Here is a 20,131-nt window from a genome sequence, read left to right as displayed (position 1 = left end):
CCTGCGCCCTCGGCACTTTCGAGGGCGGTGACGACAGCAAGGCTCGGGCAGTTCATGCCGCGGGGCCGCGAAGGTGTGTTCGCGATTCAGATGCGAGTGGAAAAACAATGCGCGTGCCTCATTGAAGCGGGAGACGTCCCCCAATCATTCCGCCAGCGTCGCCTCCACGAAGCCCCGCGGGTCGTCACAAAACTCCCGCATCAGCCGGTAATGGTCGGTCTCCTCCACTGTCACCGGCTCCAGCCCGTATTTCCCGAGCCGCAGCAGCTTCGCATTGGGATAGGCCATCAGCATCGGCGAATGGGTGGCCATGATGACCTGGCAGATGCGGGAGTCGTCCATGCGTCGCAAGAGCTTCAGGAATTCGATCTGACGCGCCGGCGACAGCGCCGATTCCGGCTCGTCGAAGATGAAGATGCCCTGGCGCTGGCAGCGCTCTTCGAAGAAGCGCAGAAAACCTTCGCCATGGGAATGCGACAGAAAATCGGGTCCGACCTGGCCGGCATCACGTGCGGCCTTGTCGAGATATCGCGCCACCGAGAAAAAACTCTCGGCGCGGAAAAACCAGCCGTTGGTGATCTTCGGCAGCCAGCTTGCGCGCAACGCCTTGGAAAGCTGGCCACCCATCTTCTCCCGCGCGTCGGAATGATCGACCGGCATGTAGCCCTTGCCGCCACCGGCATCGTCGTAGCCGGCAAGCGCCGCGATACCCTCGAGGATCGTCGACTTCCCGGTGCCATTCTCTCCGACGATGATCGTGATGGCGGCGTCGAAGCTGAGCTCGAAATCATCCGGGAAGATGGGCAGGCAAAACGGATAAGCCTCGCGATCGTGAACCTGCGACGGATCGAGCCAGATCCGCTTCAGATACGGCGCCGGCAGGTTGATCGTGCGATTGCTTCTTCGGCTCATGCCCAGCTTCCAACCCGCTCCGGTCGATACTTCGGCCGGAACATATCAGGAACACAATCTTCGCGAAAGCTGCATCTGAGAAACATACAGCAACAAAACTCGGCACGCGTCACTTGGACGCAAACTAAAACTTAAGATTGTACTCTAGAATCGCCTTAAGAAGACGTTGCTGTGAGACAATCTGTTGGCATGAGGCCAGCCCCCCACCTCGCGACCCGGCAATGATTGACGGACGTCCAGGACCGTAAGAAGCCGCGAGGAATGCGCGATGGTATCAACGTATTTCAGCTACAACTACATTTCGCACCATCTCAAGCAATCCCTGACGCGGGTCGAACAGCAGACCGACGTCGCGCGAGAGGCCGCCTATTACAAGGCCAACATCGGCAAGGTGAAGACCGTCGATGATCTCATGAAGGATTATCGCCTGTATCATTACGCACTGAAGGCGTATGGCCTGGAAGACATGGCCTACGCCAAGGCTTTCATGAGAAAGGTGCTGGAGAGCGACCTCTCCGACGCAAAGAGCTTTGTCAACAAGCTGGTCGACAAGCGTTATCGGGAGTTTGCCGCGGCATTTTCCTTCAACGGCACTGCGACGCCGGTTGCGCAATCGGAGAACCAGACCGACGAGACGATCGGTCTGTACACGGCAACCAAGAAGAGCCAGGTCGACGCACTTGCGGACGATACGAAATACTACAGCGCCCAGATCGGCAGCATCAGCAGTGCTGATCAGCTGCTGAACAACGATCGTCTCCGCAACTATGTCTATTCGGCATTCGGGATCGATCAAAGCAAGTGGCCGCCCGACACGATAAGCCAGGTCCTGCGCAGCGACCCATCCGATCCGAACAGCTACGTCAACACCGCCTTCGCGTCTCAGTTGACCGGCCTCAACGCCCAGCTCGCTCAAGCCAAATCGGACGTGAGCGCCACCAATACGAAGATCGCCGACTACACGGCCCAACTCTCGCAACCGGGCGCCGACGTGGCTCAGTTGAACGTCCAGATCCTGGTCGAAAAATATCACCTGGAGTCGTACACGAAGAGCATTTCCAGCCTCAACGACCAGATCGCGACGATAGGTGGCTTTGTAGACCTGGCCGGCGCGTTCGAGTTTTCGGCTGACGGGTCGCTGCCGTCGGGTGTGCCCGCGCAGACTGCTGCAAACGTCACGCTCACGACAAAGCGGTTCGACGACAGCAAGTCCGACGTCTATGCGGCGGCAAGTCCCCTGAATGAGGCCTTCGCAACCGTTCAATTCAGAAACGCGATCGGCAAGATCGATTCAGTCCAGGCGTTCGTATCGACTCCAGCCGTGTATGATTTTGCGCTGGGCGCCGTCGGCCTCGATCCTGCAGAGGTCTCGCAGGCCACCGTCAAGGCGGCCCTCGAAAGCGATCTCAGCGATCCCAAGAGCTTCGTCTATACGCTCAAGGACAACCGATACGTCGAGCTCGCGCGCGCCTTCAACTTCGACGCAAAGGGCAATCTGACGACCCCCTTGGTGGCTCAGGACTCGGCAAAAGTCCTCCAGACCGCGAAGGACTACGTCATTGCAGTGCTGAAACAGGCAAGCCCTGAGCAGCAGAAAGCGGTTCGGGAACAGGCCCAGAAAGACGCGACGTCCTATCAGGAGGCCATCGCAGGCATCGACAGCGTTTCTGAGCTGCTTGCGAACCGGAAGATGGTCGATTTCATTCTCGTCGCCAAGGGCCTGGACCCCAAGAAGGTCAGCACCGAATATCTGAAGAAGATATTCGCGTCCGATCTGAATAATCCAAAGAGCTTCGCGAACACCGAGAGCGATCATCGCTTTGCCCAGATCGCGGCGTCGTTCAATTTCGACAGCAAGGGCAATGTCGCGCGCCTTGCGATGGTTGGTCCTCAGAAGCAAGTCCAGCTGCGGGAAACACAGGCGAACTATCTCCAGCAAAGCCTCGAGCAGCAGCAGGGCGATACGAATCCCGGCGTGCGCCTGGCGCTCTATTTCCAGCGAAAGGCGGGGGAGATCACGTCCGCATACGACATCCTTGCCGACAAGGCTCTTTCGGAGGTGTTCAGGACCACCTTCAATTTGCCTGACTCGATGGCGGCGATGCCAATCGACCAGCAGGCCAAGTTCGTGGACAAATTCATGAAGATCAAAGATCTTTCCGATCCCGCGAAGGTCGAAAAGCTGCTGGGCCGTTTCTCCGCCATGTATGACGTCAAAAACGGCCAGAGCATCGGTCAGGGACAATCCCCCTTGCTCAATCTCTTTCAGGGATCCGGCTCGGGGCTAAGTGACTCTACGTACTTGGCCATTGCCAAGCTACGTTCTCACTGACGATCGCTCGCCGAGATTAGCTCAACACCTCGAGCACCAATTCCATGGTCATCAGCACGGGATTGTCGCCACGGATCAGACGCCCCTCCGCGATGCCGCCGGTGTAGTCGATCAGCGCGACATCGAGCGCCGCTTCGAGTGCACCCGAAGGGCCCGGCGCGATCGCACCCGCGGTCACCGCGAGCTCCGTCGCAAACGGCTCGGTCACGCCGCCATGGGTGAAGCGGGCGCCGATGGTCGAGCCGACGCCGCCATGAATCTTCGCGCGCGCAATGCCGTGCTCGCGGCAAAAGCCTTCGAGGCAGAAAGCGAAGTCCTGGTTGGGGCGCAGCCGCAGCGCGAAGGCGCGGCTGGTCGTGCGCGCACCAGTGCTCGCAGCCGCAACCGGTCCGAACAGCTTGAAATTGGTCTCGGGATCGGGCTCGGCCGTGAACATCGCGCCGTCGAGGCCGAAGGCCTCGACCTCGAACGGCTCAGTCACGATCGTCTCGTCCGGCAGCATATGGCCGCCACTTGCCTTGCCGTCTGCCTCGGTCCACAGCCCATGGCAATGAAAGAACGGCGCGCCGTCCCGCGTGCCGAGCGTCATGCGGCCGAGCTTCGTGCGCGTCACGCCCTCGGGCCGGAACGTCTCGCTGTAGAACGCGGCGTTCTCGCCGGTCTTCGACAGCGCCGGCATCACATAGGCAAACGGCCCGAGCGTGCCGCGGCCGAAGTTCAGCACGCCGCCGGCAAAACCCTCCCCCGCAAAGCCGCGGCGTGCGGCTTCCAGCAGCGGCACGCCTGCCTCAAGCATGAACGTGAAAGCGCGTCCCCTCGCCTCCACCCATTGGATGCGTTCTGCGCCAGGTGCGCCCGGCTGCTTGATGCTGCGCATGTCCCCCCGCTCAGCCTGTTTTCGTCTTGTCGAGGTCGAGCAATCCGCGCGCCTCGAGCTCGTCACGCACCATGCGCTTCGGCACCTTGCCATAGCCGGACTTCGGCAGCGCCTCCCAGAAGAAGAACCGCTTCGGCATCTTGTAGCGCGGCACTTTGGGCGACAGGAATGCCGCCATCTCCGCTTCACTCACAGCCTTCGCGCCCTCGCGCGCCACACAGACGGCGACGCCGACCTCGCCCCAGGTCGCATCGGGCACGCCGAGCACGGCAACCTCGCCGACCGCAGGATGCGTCAATATCTTCTCCTCGATCTCGCGCGGATAGATGTTGGAGCCGCCGGAGATGTACATGTCGGAAGCACGGCCGGTGATGTAGACGAACCCCTCCTCGTCCATGTGGCCGAGATCGCCGGTGCGGAACCAGCCGTTGCGGAACGCCTTCGCATTGGCCTCGGGGTTGTCGTAATAGCCGGCGAGCACCGCAGGACCGATCACGCAGATCTCGCCGCTCTGGTTCGACCCGAGCTCGCGGCCCTCGTCGTCCTGGATCGAGACCTGCATACCGGTGCGCTCGAAGCCGCAAGTGCCGATCTTCGCATGCGGGCCGTCCTCGGGGTCGTGCAGCGCCGCCGGCAGCACGGTGATGTTGCCGGTGACCTCGCCCAGTCCAAAATACTGCACGATGACCTTGCCGAGCTTCTTCAGCGCGGCCTTCTGGTCCTCGCGATACATCGGCGCGCCGGCATAGATCACGTGACGCAGCGAGGAGTGATCGTATTTGTCGGCGGCGGGATGCTCGACCATCATCTTCAGAATGGTTGGCACGGTGAAGAGATTGCTGACCCGATGCTTTTCGATCAGGCGGAACGCCTCGTCGATGTCGAATTTCTCTGTCGGCAGCAGCACGGTGCGTACACCTCGCGCGGTCTGCACCAGCTGATGCACGCCGGCGCCATGCGAGAGCGGCGCCACCACCAGCGAGGCGTCGTCCTCGGTGACGCCAGGCGTCAGATCGGCGAGATGGTTGGTGACGACAAAGCCCATCTGGCCGTGGGTCAGCACCGCGGCCTTGGAGCGGCCCGTGGTGCCGGAGGTAAAGAAGAACCAGCAGGGATCGTCGTGCTCGACAGCGACGTTCTCGACCGCGTGCCCCGCATGCGATGCGATGGCATCTGCAACCGACGCCTCGCCGAACGCGCCCTTGCCGTCAATGCTCCAGGTGAACGCGAGCGCACCGCCGCTCACGGCCGCCGCGTGCTCGGGAAAATCGACGTGGCACAGAAACGCCTTCGCGCCGGAGGCCTGGGCGAGGTAGGAGACCTCGTCCGGCATCAGGCGGAAATTGGTGGGCACCCAGACCGCACCGAGCCTAAACGCTGCGAACATCGAGAAGAACATCTCATCGCCATTCTTGGAATGGACGAGGATGCGGTCGCCCTTCGCGATGCCGCGCGCGGCGAGCGCCGCCGCCAGTGCCGAGACCTGGGCGTCGATCTCGCGCCAGGTCCAGGACCTGTCACCCCAGACGAAACCGGGACGCGATCCATGCCGCCGCGCATTCTGGGTCAGCATGTGAGCGAGATTCATGACGCGGCGGGACATGCGCAGGGGCTGCATGGGGCTTCCTCTTCGACTGCGGACGGCGCGCAAGCCGCCCGCTCCTTGCTGCCCATTTATCGCCAACGCCCGCACCCCCGCAAGGCCGCCGGCCGCGCACCTGCTCTACGGCTGCTTGAACGCGAACGGCGTCGCCGTGATCGTCTTCTCCTTGACGCAGGCCTGCGCGCCAAAACCGCCGCAATAGCTGCCATGCAGATCGAACCGGATGGTGCGCGCGGCGCCGCGCTTCACCGGCGACGTCACGATCTTGTAGCTGCGGACATAGCCGTCGAACACGGGGCGCACGCTGCCATCCGGCAGCGTCACCAGGATGTTCATGACGCAGCCGCCGGTTCCGCAATAAGTGGTCTCGCGCTCCCCGCATTTTGTGTCGCGGAAATCGACTATGTAGTCGTCGCGGCCGTCACCGGTCAGGTCGATCCGGCGCACCGTGTCCGGCGCAAAGGTTACCGCGCCACCGTCCTGGCTGTCGCACTCCTCGTTGGCGTAGCGCAGCGCCTTCTGCACACCGGCTGGATAGTCGGCCGGGTTGAATGGTCTTGCGTCGTCGGCGCGCGCAGCGGTGACGAGCAGAGCGAGCAGGAGGATGAAACAGCGCATGCGCATTGGTCGTCGGCGATGCCGCAGTCGTTCAGGGATTTTTAAACATGATCGGCGCAACCTCAGCCAGTTCTCGCGTACAGAGTGCCGCATCATGGTCAAAGCGCCCGCCTTCCTCCTGTTGTCGCTGGCGCTTGCCGGATGTGCCGTCGCGCCGCAGGCGCATCTCGCTTCCGATCCGGCCTTCAGGCCTGCCCGCTTTGCCTGGGACGGTGCGGGCGAAGATCCCAATCAGCAGCGCCCCGCCTCGGGGCCATCGCGAACAACGCGATCCGCCGCGGTATCCGAGCGCAACAGTTCGCAAGCCGGACTTCAGCCCTATTCGAAGGAATGGTGGCAGGCGCAGGACGGTATCGAGGCCGAGCAGGACGCCAGGGTCAACCGCGCCCTCGTCATCTGCCAGGGCTGCGTCCGCCAACAGCCGAGCGAAGATACGCGCGTGGCCAAGGCCGCGGACTGACAGACATCGGTTTGAAGCCGCCGGGAAGCCGCCGCACCGGGGCCAGTGCGCAGCGGGCTGGTCACGCGTACCGGCGCCGGTCGGCGCGATCATGCGCGAAGATCAACCGCCATTGATGAACGGCGAAGCGCTGCGCCCTGCGCGATGTCTCGTTTTCAAACAACTATCGCCAAAAAACGCGGAAAAACGCGACATTTGCCTCGCAGGACGGCGGTCGCGCTCCGGTTGCATGTGCCGCGCGCAGGCTTGTTCCGGCGCAAGCTTCACGCTAGTTAATCGCTGCTTAATGCATTTGTTTGGCTGGCCCGGCGGCTGGCTCCCGGGTGGATATGCGCCGTTTCGGCGTGGAATGTGGTGAGTATGGGAAGAGTTGTTTTCATTGATTCCCGCGTTTCCGACATCGATGCCTTGCTGGACGGGCTGGCCCCGGACGAACAGGCTTTTGTCCTCAACGGCGCCAGCGACGGCTTCGCCCAGATCGCAACCATCCTCAAGAACAACGGCCTGACCGGGCTCGCGTCGATCTCGATCGTCGGTCACGGCGCTCCGGGCGAGATTGAGATCGGCTCATCCGTCATCCACGACGCGGACCTCGCGAACGATGCCGCCGCACTCTCCGCGATCGGCGCCTCGCTCGCATCCGACGGAGCTCTCGCCCTCTATGCCTGCGACACGGCCGCGGGCGCGACCGGAAGCCAGTTCATCTCCGACCTCTCCGCCTATGCCGGCGGCGTCACCGTCGACGCGGCGACGCATGTGATCGGCAATGCCGATCCCGCAAGCTGGACGCTCGACGTCTCGACCACCCCGGCAGCGGCTGCCGTTAGCGCGCCCTTCGCGGAGCAGGCGCTTGCAAATTTCAGCACGACGCTCGGCATCATCGGCCTGACCCCCGGCACGTCAGCGACGTTCCACGGCGGTGGCGCCGCCGTGTCCATCGCACCGAACCTGATCGTAACGGACAGCGCCTCCTCAACACTCTCATCGGCCGTGGTGAGTCTCGTCGGCTTCGTCGCGGGCGACACGCTGAACTTCACGGACCAGAACAACATTCACGGCAGCTACGACGCCGCGCATGGCATCCTCACCCTGAGCGGGAGCGATACGGTCGCCGACTATCAGGATGCGCTGCGCTCGATCACCTACAGTTTTTCGGGGAACGGCGATCCGACCGGCGGCGGCACGCACCAGGTTCGCGATATTACCTGGCAGGTGTCGGACGGGACGAACACGAACATCACGGCATCCCCGATCGACAACGATCAGCCCTCACTCGGGCTGACCCAGCTGATCCCGCTTCAAGGCACCTATCCCTCGCATGGAGACGGCACGTCCGATCCCGGCACCATCGATCTCGGGTCCATCAGGACCTTCGCCGGAAGCCTTGCTCCCAGCCACACGGCGCTTGCCAGCGGGCAGCTGCTGTCGATCGCCCAGAACACCGCCCTGTTCTCGCTGTTCGGCACGACCTATGGCGGCAACGGACAGACGACCTTCGAGCTACCCAACCTCCAGGCCAAGCTCACGGTCGGCTCCGAGAACAGCGCGAATTTTTCGCTCGGAACCAATTACGGCACGGACACGGTCACGCTGGGGACCCAGAATTTGCCCTCGGGCTTCGGCGCGGGGCAGGCTTTCACCAACGACCAGCCTTCGCTGACCATCAACTATCTCATCAACACCGGCGGACCGGGCGCGAGCTCAGCCTCGAACTGGCTCGACGTAGCCGGCGAAATTGTCCCGTTTCTCAGCAATTTTGCGCCGACAGGATATCTGCTGGCGGCTGGCCAGGTGCTGAACATCGCCGACTATCCGAACCTCTATAACGCCATCGGCACGACGTATGGCGGCGATGGTGTCACGACGTTCGCGCTGCCGGACCTCACCGGCCGCACCATCATCGGGGTCGGAACGAACTCGATCGGCGATTTCCAACTTGGCACGGTCATCGGCCAGGACACGACCACGCTCTCGACGTTGAACCTGCCCCATCCAGTCGGGGCTTCAGCCGACTTCAGCAACTACCAGCCTTCCATCGCTCTGCACTATCTGATCTCTCTCGAAGGAATATTTCCCTCCCAGAGCGGCTCGTACTCGGACTCCGCTCCATGGGTCGGCGAGATCATTTCCTACGCCGGAAACGGCACGGACCTCGACTATATGCTGGCGCACGGCTGGGCCGAGTGCCAGGGCCAGCTACTGTCGATCTCACAGAACCAGGTCCTGTTTGCGCTCATCGGAACGACCTATGGCGGCGACGGCCAGTCCACCTTCGCCCTCCCGGACCTGACCGGTCGCGCCGTCGCGAGCGTGGGCACGAACTCCCAGGGCAATCAGGTCGAGCTCGGCGAGCAATACGGCACCGCCTCCACAACGCTCATCTCGAGCGAGGTGCCTCTGACGGCGAGCGTGCTCGGCGTCGTCCATACCGCGCCGACCGTCACCGCAGGTGCCAGCCTGAACTATCCGGTCGGCAGTGTGGCAGCCCTGCTCGACAGCACGTTGATCGTCGCCGACCCCGACAGTGGCGGCAATCTGACCGGCGCAACCATCAAGATTGCCAGCGGCTTCGTCAGCGGCGATGCGTTGAGCTTCATCAGCCAGAACAACATCACCGGCAGTTACAACGCCGCTACCGGCCTGCTCACGCTGAGCGGCACCGACACGCTCGATCATTACCAGACCGTGCTGGAATCGATCGCGTTCAGCGCCCCCGGATCGACCGCGCCCGGCTCCCGGACCATCGAATGGACCGTGACCGACGGCTCCTCCAGCAACGGGACCAGCAACACCGCGACCAGCACGGTCAATCTGCTCCACGTTCCGCTCGTCAGCTCGGTCACGGCGGCGACGACGGGCAATGCGACCGATCTCAATGCCGGCAAGGTCGTCACCATTACGGTGGCCTTCACCGACCCTGTGAATGTCACCGGCGCGCCAGAGCTCCAGCTCAGCGACAATGTGATCGCGACCTATCAAGGCGGCAGCGGCGGCACCGCGCTGACGTTCAGCTACACGGTGCAGGCCGGCGACAGCAGCAGTGATCTGCAGGTGCAGAACCTTCTCCTGAACGGCGGCACCATCAAGGACGGCTCGGGCAACGATGCCGTGCTGGCCGGCACAGCCACCGACCTGCACCTGACGATCGACACCGCCGCACCTGTGGTCTCGTCGATCAATACCGCCGGCAGCAATCCGAGCAACGCGACCAGCGATACCTTCACCGTCACCTTCTCCGAAATCGTGAGCGCGGTCGACGCGAGTGACTTCACTATCGTCACCGGCGGGTCCGTCTCATATGGCGGGATGGTCGTGCTGCCCTTCAGCGGCAGCGTCTATACGGTGACGGTCACCGGCGTCAGGGGCGATGGCACGCTAGGCCTCAAGCTCAACGCGTCCGGCACCGGCATCGCCGATCGCGCCGGCAATGCCATATTTGCCGGCTTCACCGGACAGACCTACACGATCGATCACACCGCTCCGACCGTGACGTCGATTGCCGCGTCGGGCGCCAGCCCGAACAACGCCGGCACCGAACAGTTCACGGTGACCTTCTCGGAGAGCGTCAGCGGCCTGACCGCCACCGATTTCACCCTGACCACGACCAACACACCGGGTGGTATCGCCCTCTCCACCACCGGCATCAGCCAGATCACCTCCGCCGACGGGAAGACCTACACGGTGACTGTCGGCGGCGTCACCGGCGACGGCACCGTGCGCCTCGATTTCAAGAGCGGCTCGAGCGGCGTCACCGACACTGCCGGCAATGGCGCCAGCGCGGGCTTCTCGAGCGGCGACGTCTACACCATTCGACATACCGCTCCGAGCGTTTCGTCGATCGTCGCGAACGGCTCGAACCCGAACAATGCCGGAAGCGATCAGTTCACGGTGACGTTCTCGGAAGACGTCACCGGCGTCGATGCGAGCGACTTCACGGCGACCCGCACCGGCAGTGTCACCGACACCGGCATCGTCGTGACGCCCGTCAGCGGCAACGTCTATACCGTGACCGTCAACGGCGTGACCGGCGACGGCACGCTGCGCCTCGACCTGAACGCTTCAGGCACCGGCATTGCCGATGCCGCCGGCAACGCCGTGGCGAACGGATTCACCGGTGGCGACGTCTACACCGTTCAGCATACGGCCCCGGCCGTGACGTCGGTGAGCGTGCCCGCGAACGGTACCTACGTCGCCGGTCAGAATCTCGACTTCACGGTCAATTTCAGCGAGGCGGTGTCGGTGACGGGCACCCCGGAAGTCGCGATCATGCTCGACACCGGTGGCCTCGTCGAAGCCCAATATGTCGGCCAAGGCAGCGCCTCCTCGCTGACCTTCCGCTACACGGTGGCTGCCGGCGAGAGCGATGCCAATGGCGTCGCGCTCGGCAGTGCGATCGTTCTCAATGGCGGCACGATCAAGGACGCGGTCGGCAACGCCGCCGTGCTCACGCTGAACAATGTCGGCTCGACCGCCGGCGTTCGGGTGGATTCGATCGCGCCGACGGTGATGTCGATCGCGACCTCGGGCGCGGGCATCGTCGCAGGCAGCGGCGATCTCAACGCCGGCCATAGCGTCATCCTGACGCTCAATCTCAGCGAAGCGGTCAACGTCGATCTGACCGGCGGCACGCCGACCATGCAGCTCAACGATGGCGGCGTCGCGACCTATGCGGGCGGCAGCGGCAGCAGCGTGCTGACCTTCAGCTATCTCGTGGCTGCGGGTGAGAACACGAGCGATCTTTCGGTCAACCAGATCCTGCTCAATGCAGGGACCATCCGCGACCTCGCCGGAAACGATCTCACCTTGCCGGGCGGCACCGTCAACCCCGCCGGGATCTTGCAGATCGACACGCACGCGCCGGATATCGTCGCCGTCAGCGCATCGCCCGCGAGCGGCGCGGTCGGAGCCGGCCAGTCTGTCACGATCACGGTCGCCCTCGCCGAAGCCGTGACCTTGTCGGGCGGTGCGCCCACCCTCTCGCTCAACGATAACGGCATCGCCACCTTCGATGCGGCTGCGACCGCGGCCTTGCATGATTCCAGCAAGCTCGTGTTCAACTACACGGTGGGAGCCGGCGACACGCTCACATCTGCGCTGGCGGTCACGGGCATAGATCTGCACGGCGGAGCGATCGGCGACCTCGCCGGCAACGCCGCCAATCTCGGCAATATCGCCACGACATTCACCGGACTTGCCGTGATCGATTCACTCGTCACGGCGCACGCAGACAGCAACCGTGTCGTCGCCGGCCAGACCGTCACCGCCGATGCCGCGCACGGCCTGCTCGCCAACGACACCGACACCAACCCCGCCGATCACGTCGTGGTCAGCGCGGTCAACGGGCTCGCCGGCGCCGTCGATCACAGCATCGCAGGCGCCTATAGCAGCCTCACGGTGCATGCCGACGGCAGCTATTCCTACGCTGCCAGCGGCGGCGTCACCGGCGTCGCCTACGACAACTTCACCTACACCGCGAGCAACGGCCATGCGGCGCCCTCGACATCGACGCTGACCGTCCAGGTGATCGGCGGCAACCAGAACTTCGTGTTCGTTCCCGCCGGCGGATCCGCCACCACCGGTTATGGCAATACCGTCCTCGACGGCAGCGCTGGCGGCGCCACCATCACGGCCGCCTCGACCTTCAACGCCCACGAGATCCTGATCGGCGGCCCCGGCGACACGCTGATTGCCGGCAATTACGGCCGGGATACGTTCGTGTTCGCCGGCGATTTCGGTCACAACACCATCAACAACTTCCATACGGCCCTGGACGACATTCAGCTGCAGGCATCGCAGTTCGGAAGTCTCGCCAACGTCTTCGCGGACCTGCATCAGGTTGGGGCGGACACCGTGCTCACGCTCGACGCTACTCACGTGGTCACCATCACCAACACCGCGTTGGCAAGCCTGACGTCGGCCAATTTCCATCTGGTTTGAGTGCGATCCAGCCTGAAGGCGCTCCGATCCCGACCCGGAGTTGCCAATTGGTCACAGCGTTCAGCCGCCATGTAGCGTAAAACCACGTCGGAATCGGGGAATTGGGCCAATGAAGAATTTCGAGAAACTTGTGCTTGCGGGCGTCGTGGCTGTCGGGGCGGCTTGGGGGACGGCACATGCCGCGGATCTTGCCCCGACCTACAAAATGCCGGTGAAGGCGATCGCCCCGGTTCAGACCTGGAATGGCTTCTATGTCGGCGGCAATGTCGGCTACGACTGGAGCACGGGCTCCACGGGTATTTCCGTCCTGTCGACCGATCCGGCACTGGCGGCCCCGCTCGCCGCGCTGGTTGCGGCCGGTTCATTTCCGACCGCGCTGTCGCCGTCGGCGAAAGGCGTGATCGGCGGCGTCCAGGCCGGCTACAATTGGCAGGTCGCCCCGCAATGGCTGGTCGGCCTCGAGGCCGACTTCCAGGGCGCGGACGTCAAGGGCACGACCACCCAGGCGCTCGCACCGGTCGGCTTCGATGCCACCTCGACGACGGTCAGCAAGGGCATCGACTGGTTCGGCACCGTGCGTGGCCGGGTCGGCGTGCTGGTAGCGCCGCAATGGCTGCTCTACGGCACCGGCGGCTTCGCCTATGGCCGCACCAAATCCTCGTTCAGCACCACCGACGTGACCGGCGGATGCATCGTGGGCGCGACCATCTGCGCCAGCGGCGCCTCCTCGGGGACGAGCACCGGCTGGACCGCCGGCGCCGGCACCGAAGTGATGTTCGCGCCGAACTGGAGCTTCAAGGCCGAGTACCTCTACGTCGACCTTGGCCGGCGGACGCTGAACGTCGCCTCCTCCACCGTTCCGGCCATCGTGTTCACGACATCGACCCCGTTCCGCGAGCAGATCGCCCGGGTCGGCGTCAACTATCATTTCTCGGCCGGCCCCGTCGTCGCCAAATACTGATCAAGACGCCCTGGGTCCGCCGACCCCGTGCACGCATGGCCGAGGCCGATCAGAGCCGCTCTGATCGGCCTTCGCGTTTGAACCTGCCGGGCGCAATCAAGCTCTACTGACGTGCGCACCCCAACCAGGACACTCCATGCTCACCCGTCGCAGCCTCATCGCTACTGTCCTCCTCGCCGGCGTCGGCCCCGCCCTCGCCCAGGCTCCCGCAACCAGTGAACCGCTCGCTATTCTGACTGCGATCTACACCCGCGCCGCCAAGGGCAAGGGCGATGGCGGCGGTGCCTTCGTCATCGAGAACAAGGCGGCCAAGAGCCAATATCTCTCCAAGGCGCTGGTCGCGCTGTGGGCCAAGGCCGATGCGCATACGCCCAAGGGCGACGTCGGACCGGTCGATTTCGATCCCGTCACCAACTCGCAGGAACCTGACGTGAAGTCGTTCAAGGTTGACGCCGAGAAGATGGAGGCCGACAAGGCGATACTTGCGGTGACCATCACCGGACACCGCAACGACCGCAAACCCGCCGACCTGATCGTGCGTTACGACTTCGTGCGCGAGGTTGGGAGCTGGCGGATCGACGACATCAAGGGCTCCTCCGACGGCGAAGCCTGGTCGATCCGCAAGATGCTGACAGACTCGCTGAAGAGCTGACCGGAGACGACATGAGCGACGTCATCGACAACAAGGCCCATCACCGTTTCGAGCTGGAGGTGGAGGGATATCTTGCGACCGAACATTACAAGCTCGACGGCAACGTCATCACGTTCGAGCACACGGACGTACCGAAGGAGCTGGGCGGCAAGGGCGTCGGCTCGAAACTAGTGCAAGGCGCGCTCGATCAGGTCCGCGCCGCCGGCTTGAAGCTGATCCCGCAATGCCCGTTCGTGAAGGCGTGGATCGAGAAGCACCCGGACTATGCGGATCTGGTGAAGAGATGAGCGAGCGCAGGCCCACCGATCGCGCGGCGGGCCTGCCGAAATCCGCAGCCTATTGCCCATGCTTCAGTAAATCCTGGTCACTCATGTCCCAGTCCTGCCACAACTGGAGTACGCCGAGGATCACCGCCACTGCGCCCAGACTGGTGTGGTAGATCCGGAGAAAACCTTCGCCGGAATAGCCAAGCACCAGGGGCGAGACAATGAGCCACAGCCCGACCAGGATGGTCGCCACCTCCTGCCAGCGCTGCAAGGCGACATATTCGAGCTGGCTGAGGCCAAATACGACGAGGCCGACTGCGACCGTGTTCAGGACCATCGTGTCGTGTCCGGCAATCCCCGAGCTATCCTGGATTGGGAACCACGGCGACGCAGCAATCAGCGCACCGAGCAGCATCCCGCACCAGTCTTCCCATGTTCGATGAGTATTCAAGAAACCAAAGTCCGACATCGTAACCTCCTGCAAAAGAGGCATACGTCTGCGGCTGGCGATCACGACACTCCGAATGTCTAGCGACCGTGCCGGCCGCATTCGGGCGTATGTCCTCTCAAGGACGTGGGAACCGCGGTGGAACTTGCAAGAGCGACACTGAGGATTTTTTGCGGTCGCCACGTGACGTCCAACGGGTCAAGAATTCACACCGGCTACAGCGCCCCAAGCTTTCGCAGTGCATCATGCGCGACGGGCAGTCCGGGCCGCAACTCCAGCGCCTTCCGGAAATCTACAATCGCGCCCTGCTTGTCGCCGAGCCGCAAGCGGGCCTGCCCGCGGTTGCTCCATGAGAACACGTCGGACGGATCGTATTGCAGCGCCTTGTCGTAGTCGGCGAGGCCGCCCTTGTTGTCGCCCTGGAAGAGACGGATCATGCCGCGATTGCGCCAGCCGCGCGCATCTGTCGGAGCGATGCGGATCGCGTCGCCATAGTCGGCGGCGGCGCGGTCGAGCTGCTCGTTGTCGCGATACACGTTGCCGCGGTCGATATAGGCGAGCAGATCGGGCGCAAGCTTGATCCGCATGGTGTAGTCGGCGAGCGCATGCGCCGTGTCGTGCTTGCGGGCGTAGACGAAGCCCCGATTGGCGTAGGCGGTGGCATAGTTGGGATCGCGCTTGATCGCCGCGTCAAAATCCGCAATGGCACCGTCGAGGTCGCCCTTGTTGAAGCGCGACTCGCCGCGATTGCTGTAGGCGAGCGCCAGCGACGGATCGAGCTTGATAGCCTCGTCGTAATCGGCGATGGCGCGATCATAGTCGCGCTTGAAGCTGTAGACGCGGCCGCGGTTGTTGTAGGCGCAGGCGTAGGCCGGATCGAGCCTGACCGCCTCGTCGAGATCGGACAGCGCGGCATCGAGCTCGCGTTTCTCGGTGAGGCCATGGCCGCGGTTGCAATAGGCGCCGGCGAGCCTGCGGCCGGTCTCGCTCTTCGTGTCAATGACGCTCGAGCAGGCCGCGACCCGTTCGTCCGGCGTGCTCGTCAATCCGACGCAGGCGTCCCAGGCCGGACCGCCTTCGGCCGGCGCTGGCGCCGTCGAGGCGAGCGCAGCGAGCAACGCCATGATGCTGAGCGGGACGCGCATTTTCCGGGTATCTCCCCTGCGGCAACCTCCCTTGGTCGCACCTTGGCAAGGGCGGGTTCAGGCGCCTAGATCAGAGCGCAGACATCGCTTCGGAAGGATTACGCATGGCGGCATCGGTACGCGACAACAAAGACAGGAGCCGCTTCGAGCTCGATGTCGGCAGTGACATCGCCTTCGCCAATTACCGGCTGACGCCGTCGGCGGTGATCATCACCCATACCGAGACGCCGCGCGCGCTGCGCGGCCGCGGCATAGCCTCCGAGCTGGTCAAGGGCGCGCTGGAGCTGATCCGCCGCGACGGCAGGAAGGTGATCGCCGGCTGCGGCTTCGTCGTCGACTATCTCGACAAGCATCCGGAGGACGCGGACCTCGTTGCCTGAACGCAAATGGGCCCGCGATCTCGCGGGCCCTTGGCTGCGTCCGAGCGATCGGTCAGTGCTTGATCTCAGGCGGCAGCTTGCCGCCATTGGCAGCGAGCTTGGACATCACCTGCTTGTGCAGCCAGACGTTCATGCTCGCGGAATCGTTGGTGTCGCCGCTGTAGCCGAGCTCCCGGGCGAGATCCTTGCGCGCGGCGAGGCTCGAGTCGATGTCGAGCGCCTTCATGAGATCGACGATCGAGGTGCGCCATTCCAGCTTCTCGCCCTTGTGCGCGGCGACCGCCTTGTCGACGATGGCGGCGACGTCGACGGACGCCATGGGCGCGGCTGCCGGCGCCGATGCGCCCGGCGCGGCCCCTGCGGGGGCACCGGCCGGCGCTGCGCCACCGGCAGGCGCGGCGGAAGCCGGTTGGCTACCGAAGATCGCGCTCATGATTCTCCCGAAAATGCTCATGTCTTCTCCCCGAAAAGGATCCGTTGGAAGGGCCTTGAGTGGCACTTATAGACGAAGTTTCTGCGTTGCGCCCGCGGATCATGCGAACCGACAACCAGCATCAGCTTATCTGCGGCGAAATGACGGCCGAATGACATCGTCGAGGTTGCGGTGCGGCATCGAATCTCACCCAAGCGTGAGGGACAGGACTTGGAATTGGGAGTACGGTTTCTGTTCAGCTCGCGATGCCTTCCGGAATTCGCGCCTGGTTGGGATCGCGATCATCCAAGAAAAGCGGCCGCTTGCGCCGTTTGCCGGCGCCGGATGCGGTCGCATGGCAAGGGAGCAAGCGACCATGGCCACACTCTACCAGGGCAATGTCCCCACAATGGCCCCGCCCGCTGATGCGGCGGGACCAATCATCCGGACGATCCAACTGTCCGACCTGCATGACGCGCTGAGGCGCGGCTGGGAGGATTTCAAGGCGGTTCCGAGCCACGCCATTATTCTCTGCGTGATCTACCCGGTGCTGGGCCTCGTGCTCGCCCGCGTGGTGATGGGCTATTCGGTGCTGCCGCTGTTGTTTCCGCTGGCTGCGGGCTTCGCGTTGATCGGGCCGTTCGCTGCCTTGGGTCTCTACGAGCTCTCGAGCCGGCGCGAACGCCATGAAGAGGCCAGCGCCTGGGATGCCATGGAGGTGCTGCGCTCGCCTTCGTTCGGGGCCATGCTCGGTCTTGGCACATTGCTGCTCGCCCTGTTCGTGACCTGGGTTGCAACCGCACAGGCGATTTATGTCGCAGCCTTCGGCTATGAGGGCGTGACCGGGATCTCGGACTTCATTACGCGCGTGCTGACGACCAGGCAGGGCTGGTGGCTGATCGTGGTCGGCTGCGGCACCGGCTTCCTGTTCGCGCTCGCCGCGCTCTGCATCAGCGCCGTGTCGTTCCCCCTGATGCTCGACCGCCATGCCGGCGCGTTCGATGCCATGGTCACCTCGCTGCGCGTTGTCGCCAGGAACCCGGTGCCGATGGCGGCCTGGGGCCTGATCGTGGCGGTGCTGCTGGCGCTCGGCACGATCCCGGCGTTCCTCGGCCTCGCCGTGGTGATCCCCCTGCTCGGCCATGCCACTTGGCATCTCTACCGCAAGGTGATCGTTTCCGATCCCGGTGCCCGGCCTGTGCCGCCTCCGCCGCATCGTCCGCGCAAGCCCGCCGCCGACTTCCCCGCCAACCTCTTCCCGTGGCGGAATCGGACAGACGCCTAACGATCTCGTGACATCCGGTCCTGCCCGGCTCCGGGCGGGACCGGCCCCCGTCATGCGCCTTGCTTTGGCCGCGGTTCCGACCGAGATTGGACCTCGCCGGTCAGATCACTTCACGGAATCCATTTCATCTGATGACCCCGACGATTTCTCGTCTCGCTCTCGCAGCCTTAGCCCTCACCACGTCAATCCTCTCCGCCCAGCCAGCGCTCGCCGCCGTTGCCTGCGGCTCGGGCAATTTCGACGCATGGCTTGCTGACTTCAAGACCGACGCCGCGGCCAAAGGCATCTCACAGCAGGCCATTGCCGCCGGGCTCGCCGGCGTGACGCTCGATCAGAGCGTGCTCAACCGCGACCGCTCGCAAAAGGTCTTCACCCAGACCTTCGAGGAGTTTTCCGGCCGGATGGTGCCGCCGCGCATGACGCGCGGTTCCAACATGATGAAGCAATACGGCTCGGTGCTGTCCCGCATCGAGCAGACCTACGGCGTCCCAGGCGAGGTGCTCGTCGCGATCTGGGGCCTGGAAACCGATTTCGGCGTCAACACCGGCAAGTTCGCAACCATCCGCTCGCTGGCGACGCTGGCCTATGACTGCCGGCGCGCCGAGCAGTTCCGCGGCGAACTGATGGATGCGCTGCGCATCGTCCAGCGCGGCGATCTCGCACCCGCCGACATGAAGGGCGCCTGGGCGGGCGAACTCGGCCAGACCCAGTTCATGCCCTCATCCTGGATGAAATACGCCGTCGATTTCGACGGCAACGGCAAGCGCGATCTCCTGCACAACGCGCCCGACGTGCTCGCCTCCACCGCCAATTACCTCGCCGGTTATGGCTGGCAGCGTGGCAAGGATTGGCAGCCGGGAAGCCCGAATTTCGCGGTACTACAGCAGTGGAACAAGAGCGAGGTCTATTCCAAGACCGTCGCCTATTTCGCCACCCAGCTCGCGCGCGCCCCTTAAGATCCCCTGCATAAAAGCGTAGGGCCGATCGCCCGGCGACCGGCCCTCTCTTGAAGCGTTTACTTGCCCATGGTGGCGTGCATCGCCTTGTTCAGATGCGCGCCGCACGCACCCATTTTGCCGTTGAGCAGTGAGTCCTGCGCCGCCGCGATCTCCTTCTGCGCGACGAACTTGCTGTCGCCGTCGGCCATGTTCTCGATCGCGGTCTCCGTCTTCTCCAGATTGGATCCGCTGCAGCCGCCCATGGCGTGCTTGGCGGCCTGGGCCGGCGCGACGGCGAACGCGACGGCGGCAATGGCGATAACCCCGAGTAACTTCGTCATGATGTTACTTTCCTTCTCTTCTTCTTGGGACAGACCCAGCGACATTGCCGGAATCTGCGACACGACTTTGCTGCCGACGCGGCAACTTGCCGCAATAAATTCCCCGCGAGAATTGCGTGATGTTGCGCGCGGCGCAGAGCCGCATGCGGAAATTCTGATTTTCATTACAACCTTGTAATCAAGCGCTCACACCCTTGGCGTGTGTGCACCGCATCAACGACGAACGCGCTCGGCTCCCGGGCGACCGGCGCTCGATATCCGGCTTCGCCGCAAGCCGTTCGGCGGCCCCAGTGGCAGGACCGAGCAAATCGCCGCTCCCATCCCCCGGCGTCGGCGGACTCCGTCAAGCCGGCGTAATCCACAAATGATATGAATATTTATTCATTTCTACATCATCTCGCTTCATGCGATTCGCGCATGCGAGACTTGGGCTTACAAGCTGCCACATCGCCTTGCAGGTCACCGGAATGCAACATATTTCCATCGTCACGGGAACCGCATTGGTCGGCATAAACCCGTGATCTCACGGAGATTTATTGCAATCTACAACGGCTGGCGCCCAGC

17 protein-coding genes are annotated in these 20,131 nt (G+C 63.7%); 9 read left to right on the top strand and 8 right to left on the bottom strand.

Annotated features, from left to right (window positions below):
* Nucleotides 1-144: 144 nt before the first annotated feature.
* Nucleotides 145-912 (bottom strand): AAA family ATPase, encoded by a 768-nt coding sequence (locus tag EI171_RS24220; RefSeq protein ID WP_011087476.1) that lies wholly within the window; start codon nucleotides 910-912, stop codon nucleotides 145-147.
* A 268-nt stretch (nucleotides 913-1,180) separates the two neighbouring features.
* Between EI171_RS24220 and EI171_RS24215 the strand changes: the two genes are divergently transcribed.
* Entirely contained in the window at nucleotides 1,181-3,244 is a 2,064-nt protein-coding gene (locus EI171_RS24215; RefSeq protein WP_161534866.1) for a DUF1217 domain-containing protein, read from the top strand.
* 16 nt (nucleotides 3,245-3,260) lie between these two features.
* Here the strand turns inward: EI171_RS24215 and EI171_RS24210 are convergent, their stop codons facing one another.
* The 3 genes from EI171_RS24210 to EI171_RS24200 all read right to left on the bottom strand — a co-directional run bounded on the left by EI171_RS24210 (nucleotide 3,261) and on the right by EI171_RS24200 (nucleotide 6,342).
* Entirely contained in the window at nucleotides 3,261-4,121 is an 861-nt protein-coding gene (locus EI171_RS24210; RefSeq protein WP_161534865.1) for a PCC domain-containing protein, read from the bottom strand.
* A gap of 10 nt (nucleotides 4,122-4,131) precedes the next feature.
* Complete coding sequence (locus EI171_RS24205; protein WP_161534864.1) at nucleotides 4,132-5,739, bottom strand: acyl-CoA synthetase; 1,608 nt, start codon at nucleotides 5,737-5,739, stop codon at nucleotides 4,132-4,134.
* A 105-nt stretch (nucleotides 5,740-5,844) separates the two neighbouring features.
* Nucleotides 5,845-6,342, bottom strand: a complete 498-nt coding sequence (locus EI171_RS24200) for a hypothetical protein (protein WP_161534863.1) — start codon at nucleotides 6,340-6,342, stop codon at nucleotides 5,845-5,847.
* Here EI171_RS24200 and EI171_RS24195 point away from each other — a divergent pair.
* From EI171_RS24195 to EI171_RS24175, 5 genes are all read left to right on the top strand, one after another.
* The gene (locus tag EI171_RS24195; RefSeq protein WP_246740254.1) at nucleotides 6,329-6,802 is read left to right on the top strand and encodes a hypothetical protein; all 474 of its coding nucleotides are present in this window, start codon (nucleotides 6,329-6,331) and stop codon (nucleotides 6,800-6,802) included. The two genes, EI171_RS24200 and EI171_RS24195, sit on opposite strands and share 14 nt — an antisense overlap.
* 360 nt (nucleotides 6,803-7,162) lie before the next feature.
* Complete coding sequence (locus tag EI171_RS24190; protein WP_161534862.1) at nucleotides 7,163-12,739, top strand: tail fiber protein; 5,577 nt, start codon at nucleotides 7,163-7,165, stop codon at nucleotides 12,737-12,739.
* Between the two features lie 109 nt (nucleotides 12,740-12,848).
* The gene (locus EI171_RS24185) at nucleotides 12,849-13,700 is read left to right on the top strand and encodes an outer membrane protein (protein ID WP_011087483.1); all 852 of its coding nucleotides are present in this window, start codon (nucleotides 12,849-12,851) and stop codon (nucleotides 13,698-13,700) included.
* A 136-nt stretch (nucleotides 13,701-13,836) separates the two neighbouring features.
* Nucleotides 13,837-14,352, top strand: coding sequence for a DUF3828 domain-containing protein (locus EI171_RS24180; RefSeq protein ID WP_161534861.1), 516 nt, complete (start codon nucleotides 13,837-13,839; stop codon nucleotides 14,350-14,352).
* Between the two features lie 11 nt (nucleotides 14,353-14,363).
* A complete protein-coding gene (locus EI171_RS24175) occupies nucleotides 14,364-14,639 on the top strand; it encodes a GNAT family N-acetyltransferase (RefSeq protein ID WP_028171864.1) in 276 nt (91 codons plus the stop codon).
* Between the two features lie 49 nt (nucleotides 14,640-14,688).
* Here EI171_RS24175 and EI171_RS24170 read toward each other — a convergent pair whose 3' ends face one another.
* Both EI171_RS24170 and EI171_RS24165 read right to left on the bottom strand, forming a co-directional pair.
* A complete protein-coding gene (locus EI171_RS24170; protein ID WP_038967269.1) occupies nucleotides 14,689-15,087 on the bottom strand; it encodes an SPW repeat protein in 399 nt (132 codons plus the stop codon).
* 194 nt (nucleotides 15,088-15,281) lie between these two features.
* On the bottom strand, nucleotides 15,282-16,211 hold the full coding sequence (locus EI171_RS24165) for a tetratricopeptide repeat protein (RefSeq protein ID WP_161534860.1): 930 nt from the start codon (nucleotides 16,209-16,211) through the stop codon (nucleotides 15,282-15,284).
* Between the two features lie 104 nt (nucleotides 16,212-16,315).
* Here EI171_RS24165 and EI171_RS24160 point away from each other — a divergent pair, with 104 nt between their 5' ends.
* Entirely contained in the window at nucleotides 16,316-16,591 is a 276-nt protein-coding gene (locus EI171_RS24160; RefSeq protein ID WP_028171861.1) for a GNAT family N-acetyltransferase, read from the top strand.
* Nucleotides 16,592-16,643: 52 nt separating this feature from the next.
* On the opposite strand, the gene EI171_RS24155 is transcribed toward EI171_RS24160, so the two are convergent.
* The gene (locus EI171_RS24155) at nucleotides 16,644-17,045 is read right to left on the bottom strand and encodes a DUF3597 domain-containing protein (protein ID WP_161534859.1); all 402 of its coding nucleotides are present in this window, start codon (nucleotides 17,043-17,045) and stop codon (nucleotides 16,644-16,646) included.
* Between the two features lie 334 nt (nucleotides 17,046-17,379).
* On the opposite strand from EI171_RS24155, the gene EI171_RS24150 reads away from it, so the two are divergent.
* Both EI171_RS24150 and EI171_RS24145 read left to right on the top strand, forming a co-directional pair.
* Complete coding sequence (locus tag EI171_RS24150) at nucleotides 17,380-18,288, top strand: DUF2189 domain-containing protein (protein WP_038967264.1); 909 nt, start codon at nucleotides 17,380-17,382, stop codon at nucleotides 18,286-18,288.
* 131 nt (nucleotides 18,289-18,419) lie between these two features.
* Complete coding sequence (locus tag EI171_RS24145; RefSeq protein ID WP_011087492.1) at nucleotides 18,420-19,244, top strand: lytic murein transglycosylase; 825 nt, start codon at nucleotides 18,420-18,422, stop codon at nucleotides 19,242-19,244.
* 59 nt (nucleotides 19,245-19,303) lie between these two features.
* Here EI171_RS24145 and EI171_RS24140 read toward each other — a convergent pair whose 3' ends face one another.
* Nucleotides 19,304-19,630 carry a hypothetical protein gene (locus EI171_RS24140; protein WP_028171858.1) on the bottom strand — a complete coding sequence of 109 codons (327 nt, stop codon included), beginning with the start codon at nucleotides 19,628-19,630 and terminating at the stop codon, nucleotides 19,304-19,306.
* Between the last annotated feature and the right edge of the window lie 501 nt (nucleotides 19,631-20,131).

This window comes from Bradyrhizobium sp. LCT2, from assembly GCF_009931255.1.
GTDB classification, from domain to species: domain Bacteria; phylum Pseudomonadota; class Alphaproteobacteria; order Rhizobiales; family Xanthobacteraceae; genus Bradyrhizobium; species Bradyrhizobium diazoefficiens.
This window is presented reverse-complemented; position numbering and strand designations above follow the sequence as displayed.

Excerpts from the sequence above, each read along its gene's own strand:
- EI171_RS24220 (WP_011087476.1), bottom strand. The coding sequence starts at position 912 with ATGAGCCGAAGAAGCAATCGCACGATCAACCTGCCGGCGCCGTATCTG.
- EI171_RS24215 (WP_161534866.1), top strand. The coding sequence starts at position 1,181 with ATGGTATCAACGTATTTCAGCTACAACTACATTTCGCACCATCTCAAG.
- EI171_RS24210 (WP_161534865.1), bottom strand. The coding sequence starts at position 4,121 with ATGCGCAGCATCAAGCAGCCGGGCGCACCTGGCGCAGAACGCATCCAA.
- EI171_RS24205 (WP_161534864.1), bottom strand. The coding sequence starts at position 5,739 with ATGCAGCCCCTGCGCATGTCCCGCCGCGTCATGAATCTCGCTCACATG.
- EI171_RS24195 (WP_246740254.1), top strand. The coding sequence starts at position 6,329 with ATGAAACAGCGCATGCGCATTGGTCGTCGGCGATGCCGCAGTCGTTCA.
- EI171_RS24200 (WP_161534863.1), bottom strand. The coding sequence starts at position 6,342 with ATGCGCTGTTTCATCCTCCTGCTCGCTCTGCTCGTCACCGCTGCGCGC.
- EI171_RS24190 (WP_161534862.1), top strand. The coding sequence starts at position 7,163 with ATGGGAAGAGTTGTTTTCATTGATTCCCGCGTTTCCGACATCGATGCC.
- EI171_RS24185 (WP_011087483.1), top strand. The coding sequence starts at position 12,849 with ATGAAGAATTTCGAGAAACTTGTGCTTGCGGGCGTCGTGGCTGTCGGG.
- EI171_RS24180 (WP_161534861.1), top strand. The coding sequence starts at position 13,837 with ATGCTCACCCGTCGCAGCCTCATCGCTACTGTCCTCCTCGCCGGCGTC.
- EI171_RS24175 (WP_028171864.1), top strand. The coding sequence starts at position 14,364 with ATGAGCGACGTCATCGACAACAAGGCCCATCACCGTTTCGAGCTGGAG.
- EI171_RS24170 (WP_038967269.1), bottom strand. The coding sequence starts at position 15,087 with ATGTCGGACTTTGGTTTCTTGAATACTCATCGAACATGGGAAGACTGG.
- EI171_RS24165 (WP_161534860.1), bottom strand. The coding sequence starts at position 16,211 with ATGCGCGTCCCGCTCAGCATCATGGCGTTGCTCGCTGCGCTCGCCTCG.
- EI171_RS24160 (WP_028171861.1), top strand. The coding sequence starts at position 16,316 with ATGGCGGCATCGGTACGCGACAACAAAGACAGGAGCCGCTTCGAGCTC.
- EI171_RS24155 (WP_161534859.1), bottom strand. The coding sequence starts at position 17,045 with ATGAGCATTTTCGGGAGAATCATGAGCGCGATCTTCGGTAGCCAACCG.
- EI171_RS24150 (WP_038967264.1), top strand. The coding sequence starts at position 17,380 with ATGGCCACACTCTACCAGGGCAATGTCCCCACAATGGCCCCGCCCGCT.
- EI171_RS24145 (WP_011087492.1), top strand. The coding sequence starts at position 18,420 with ATGACCCCGACGATTTCTCGTCTCGCTCTCGCAGCCTTAGCCCTCACC.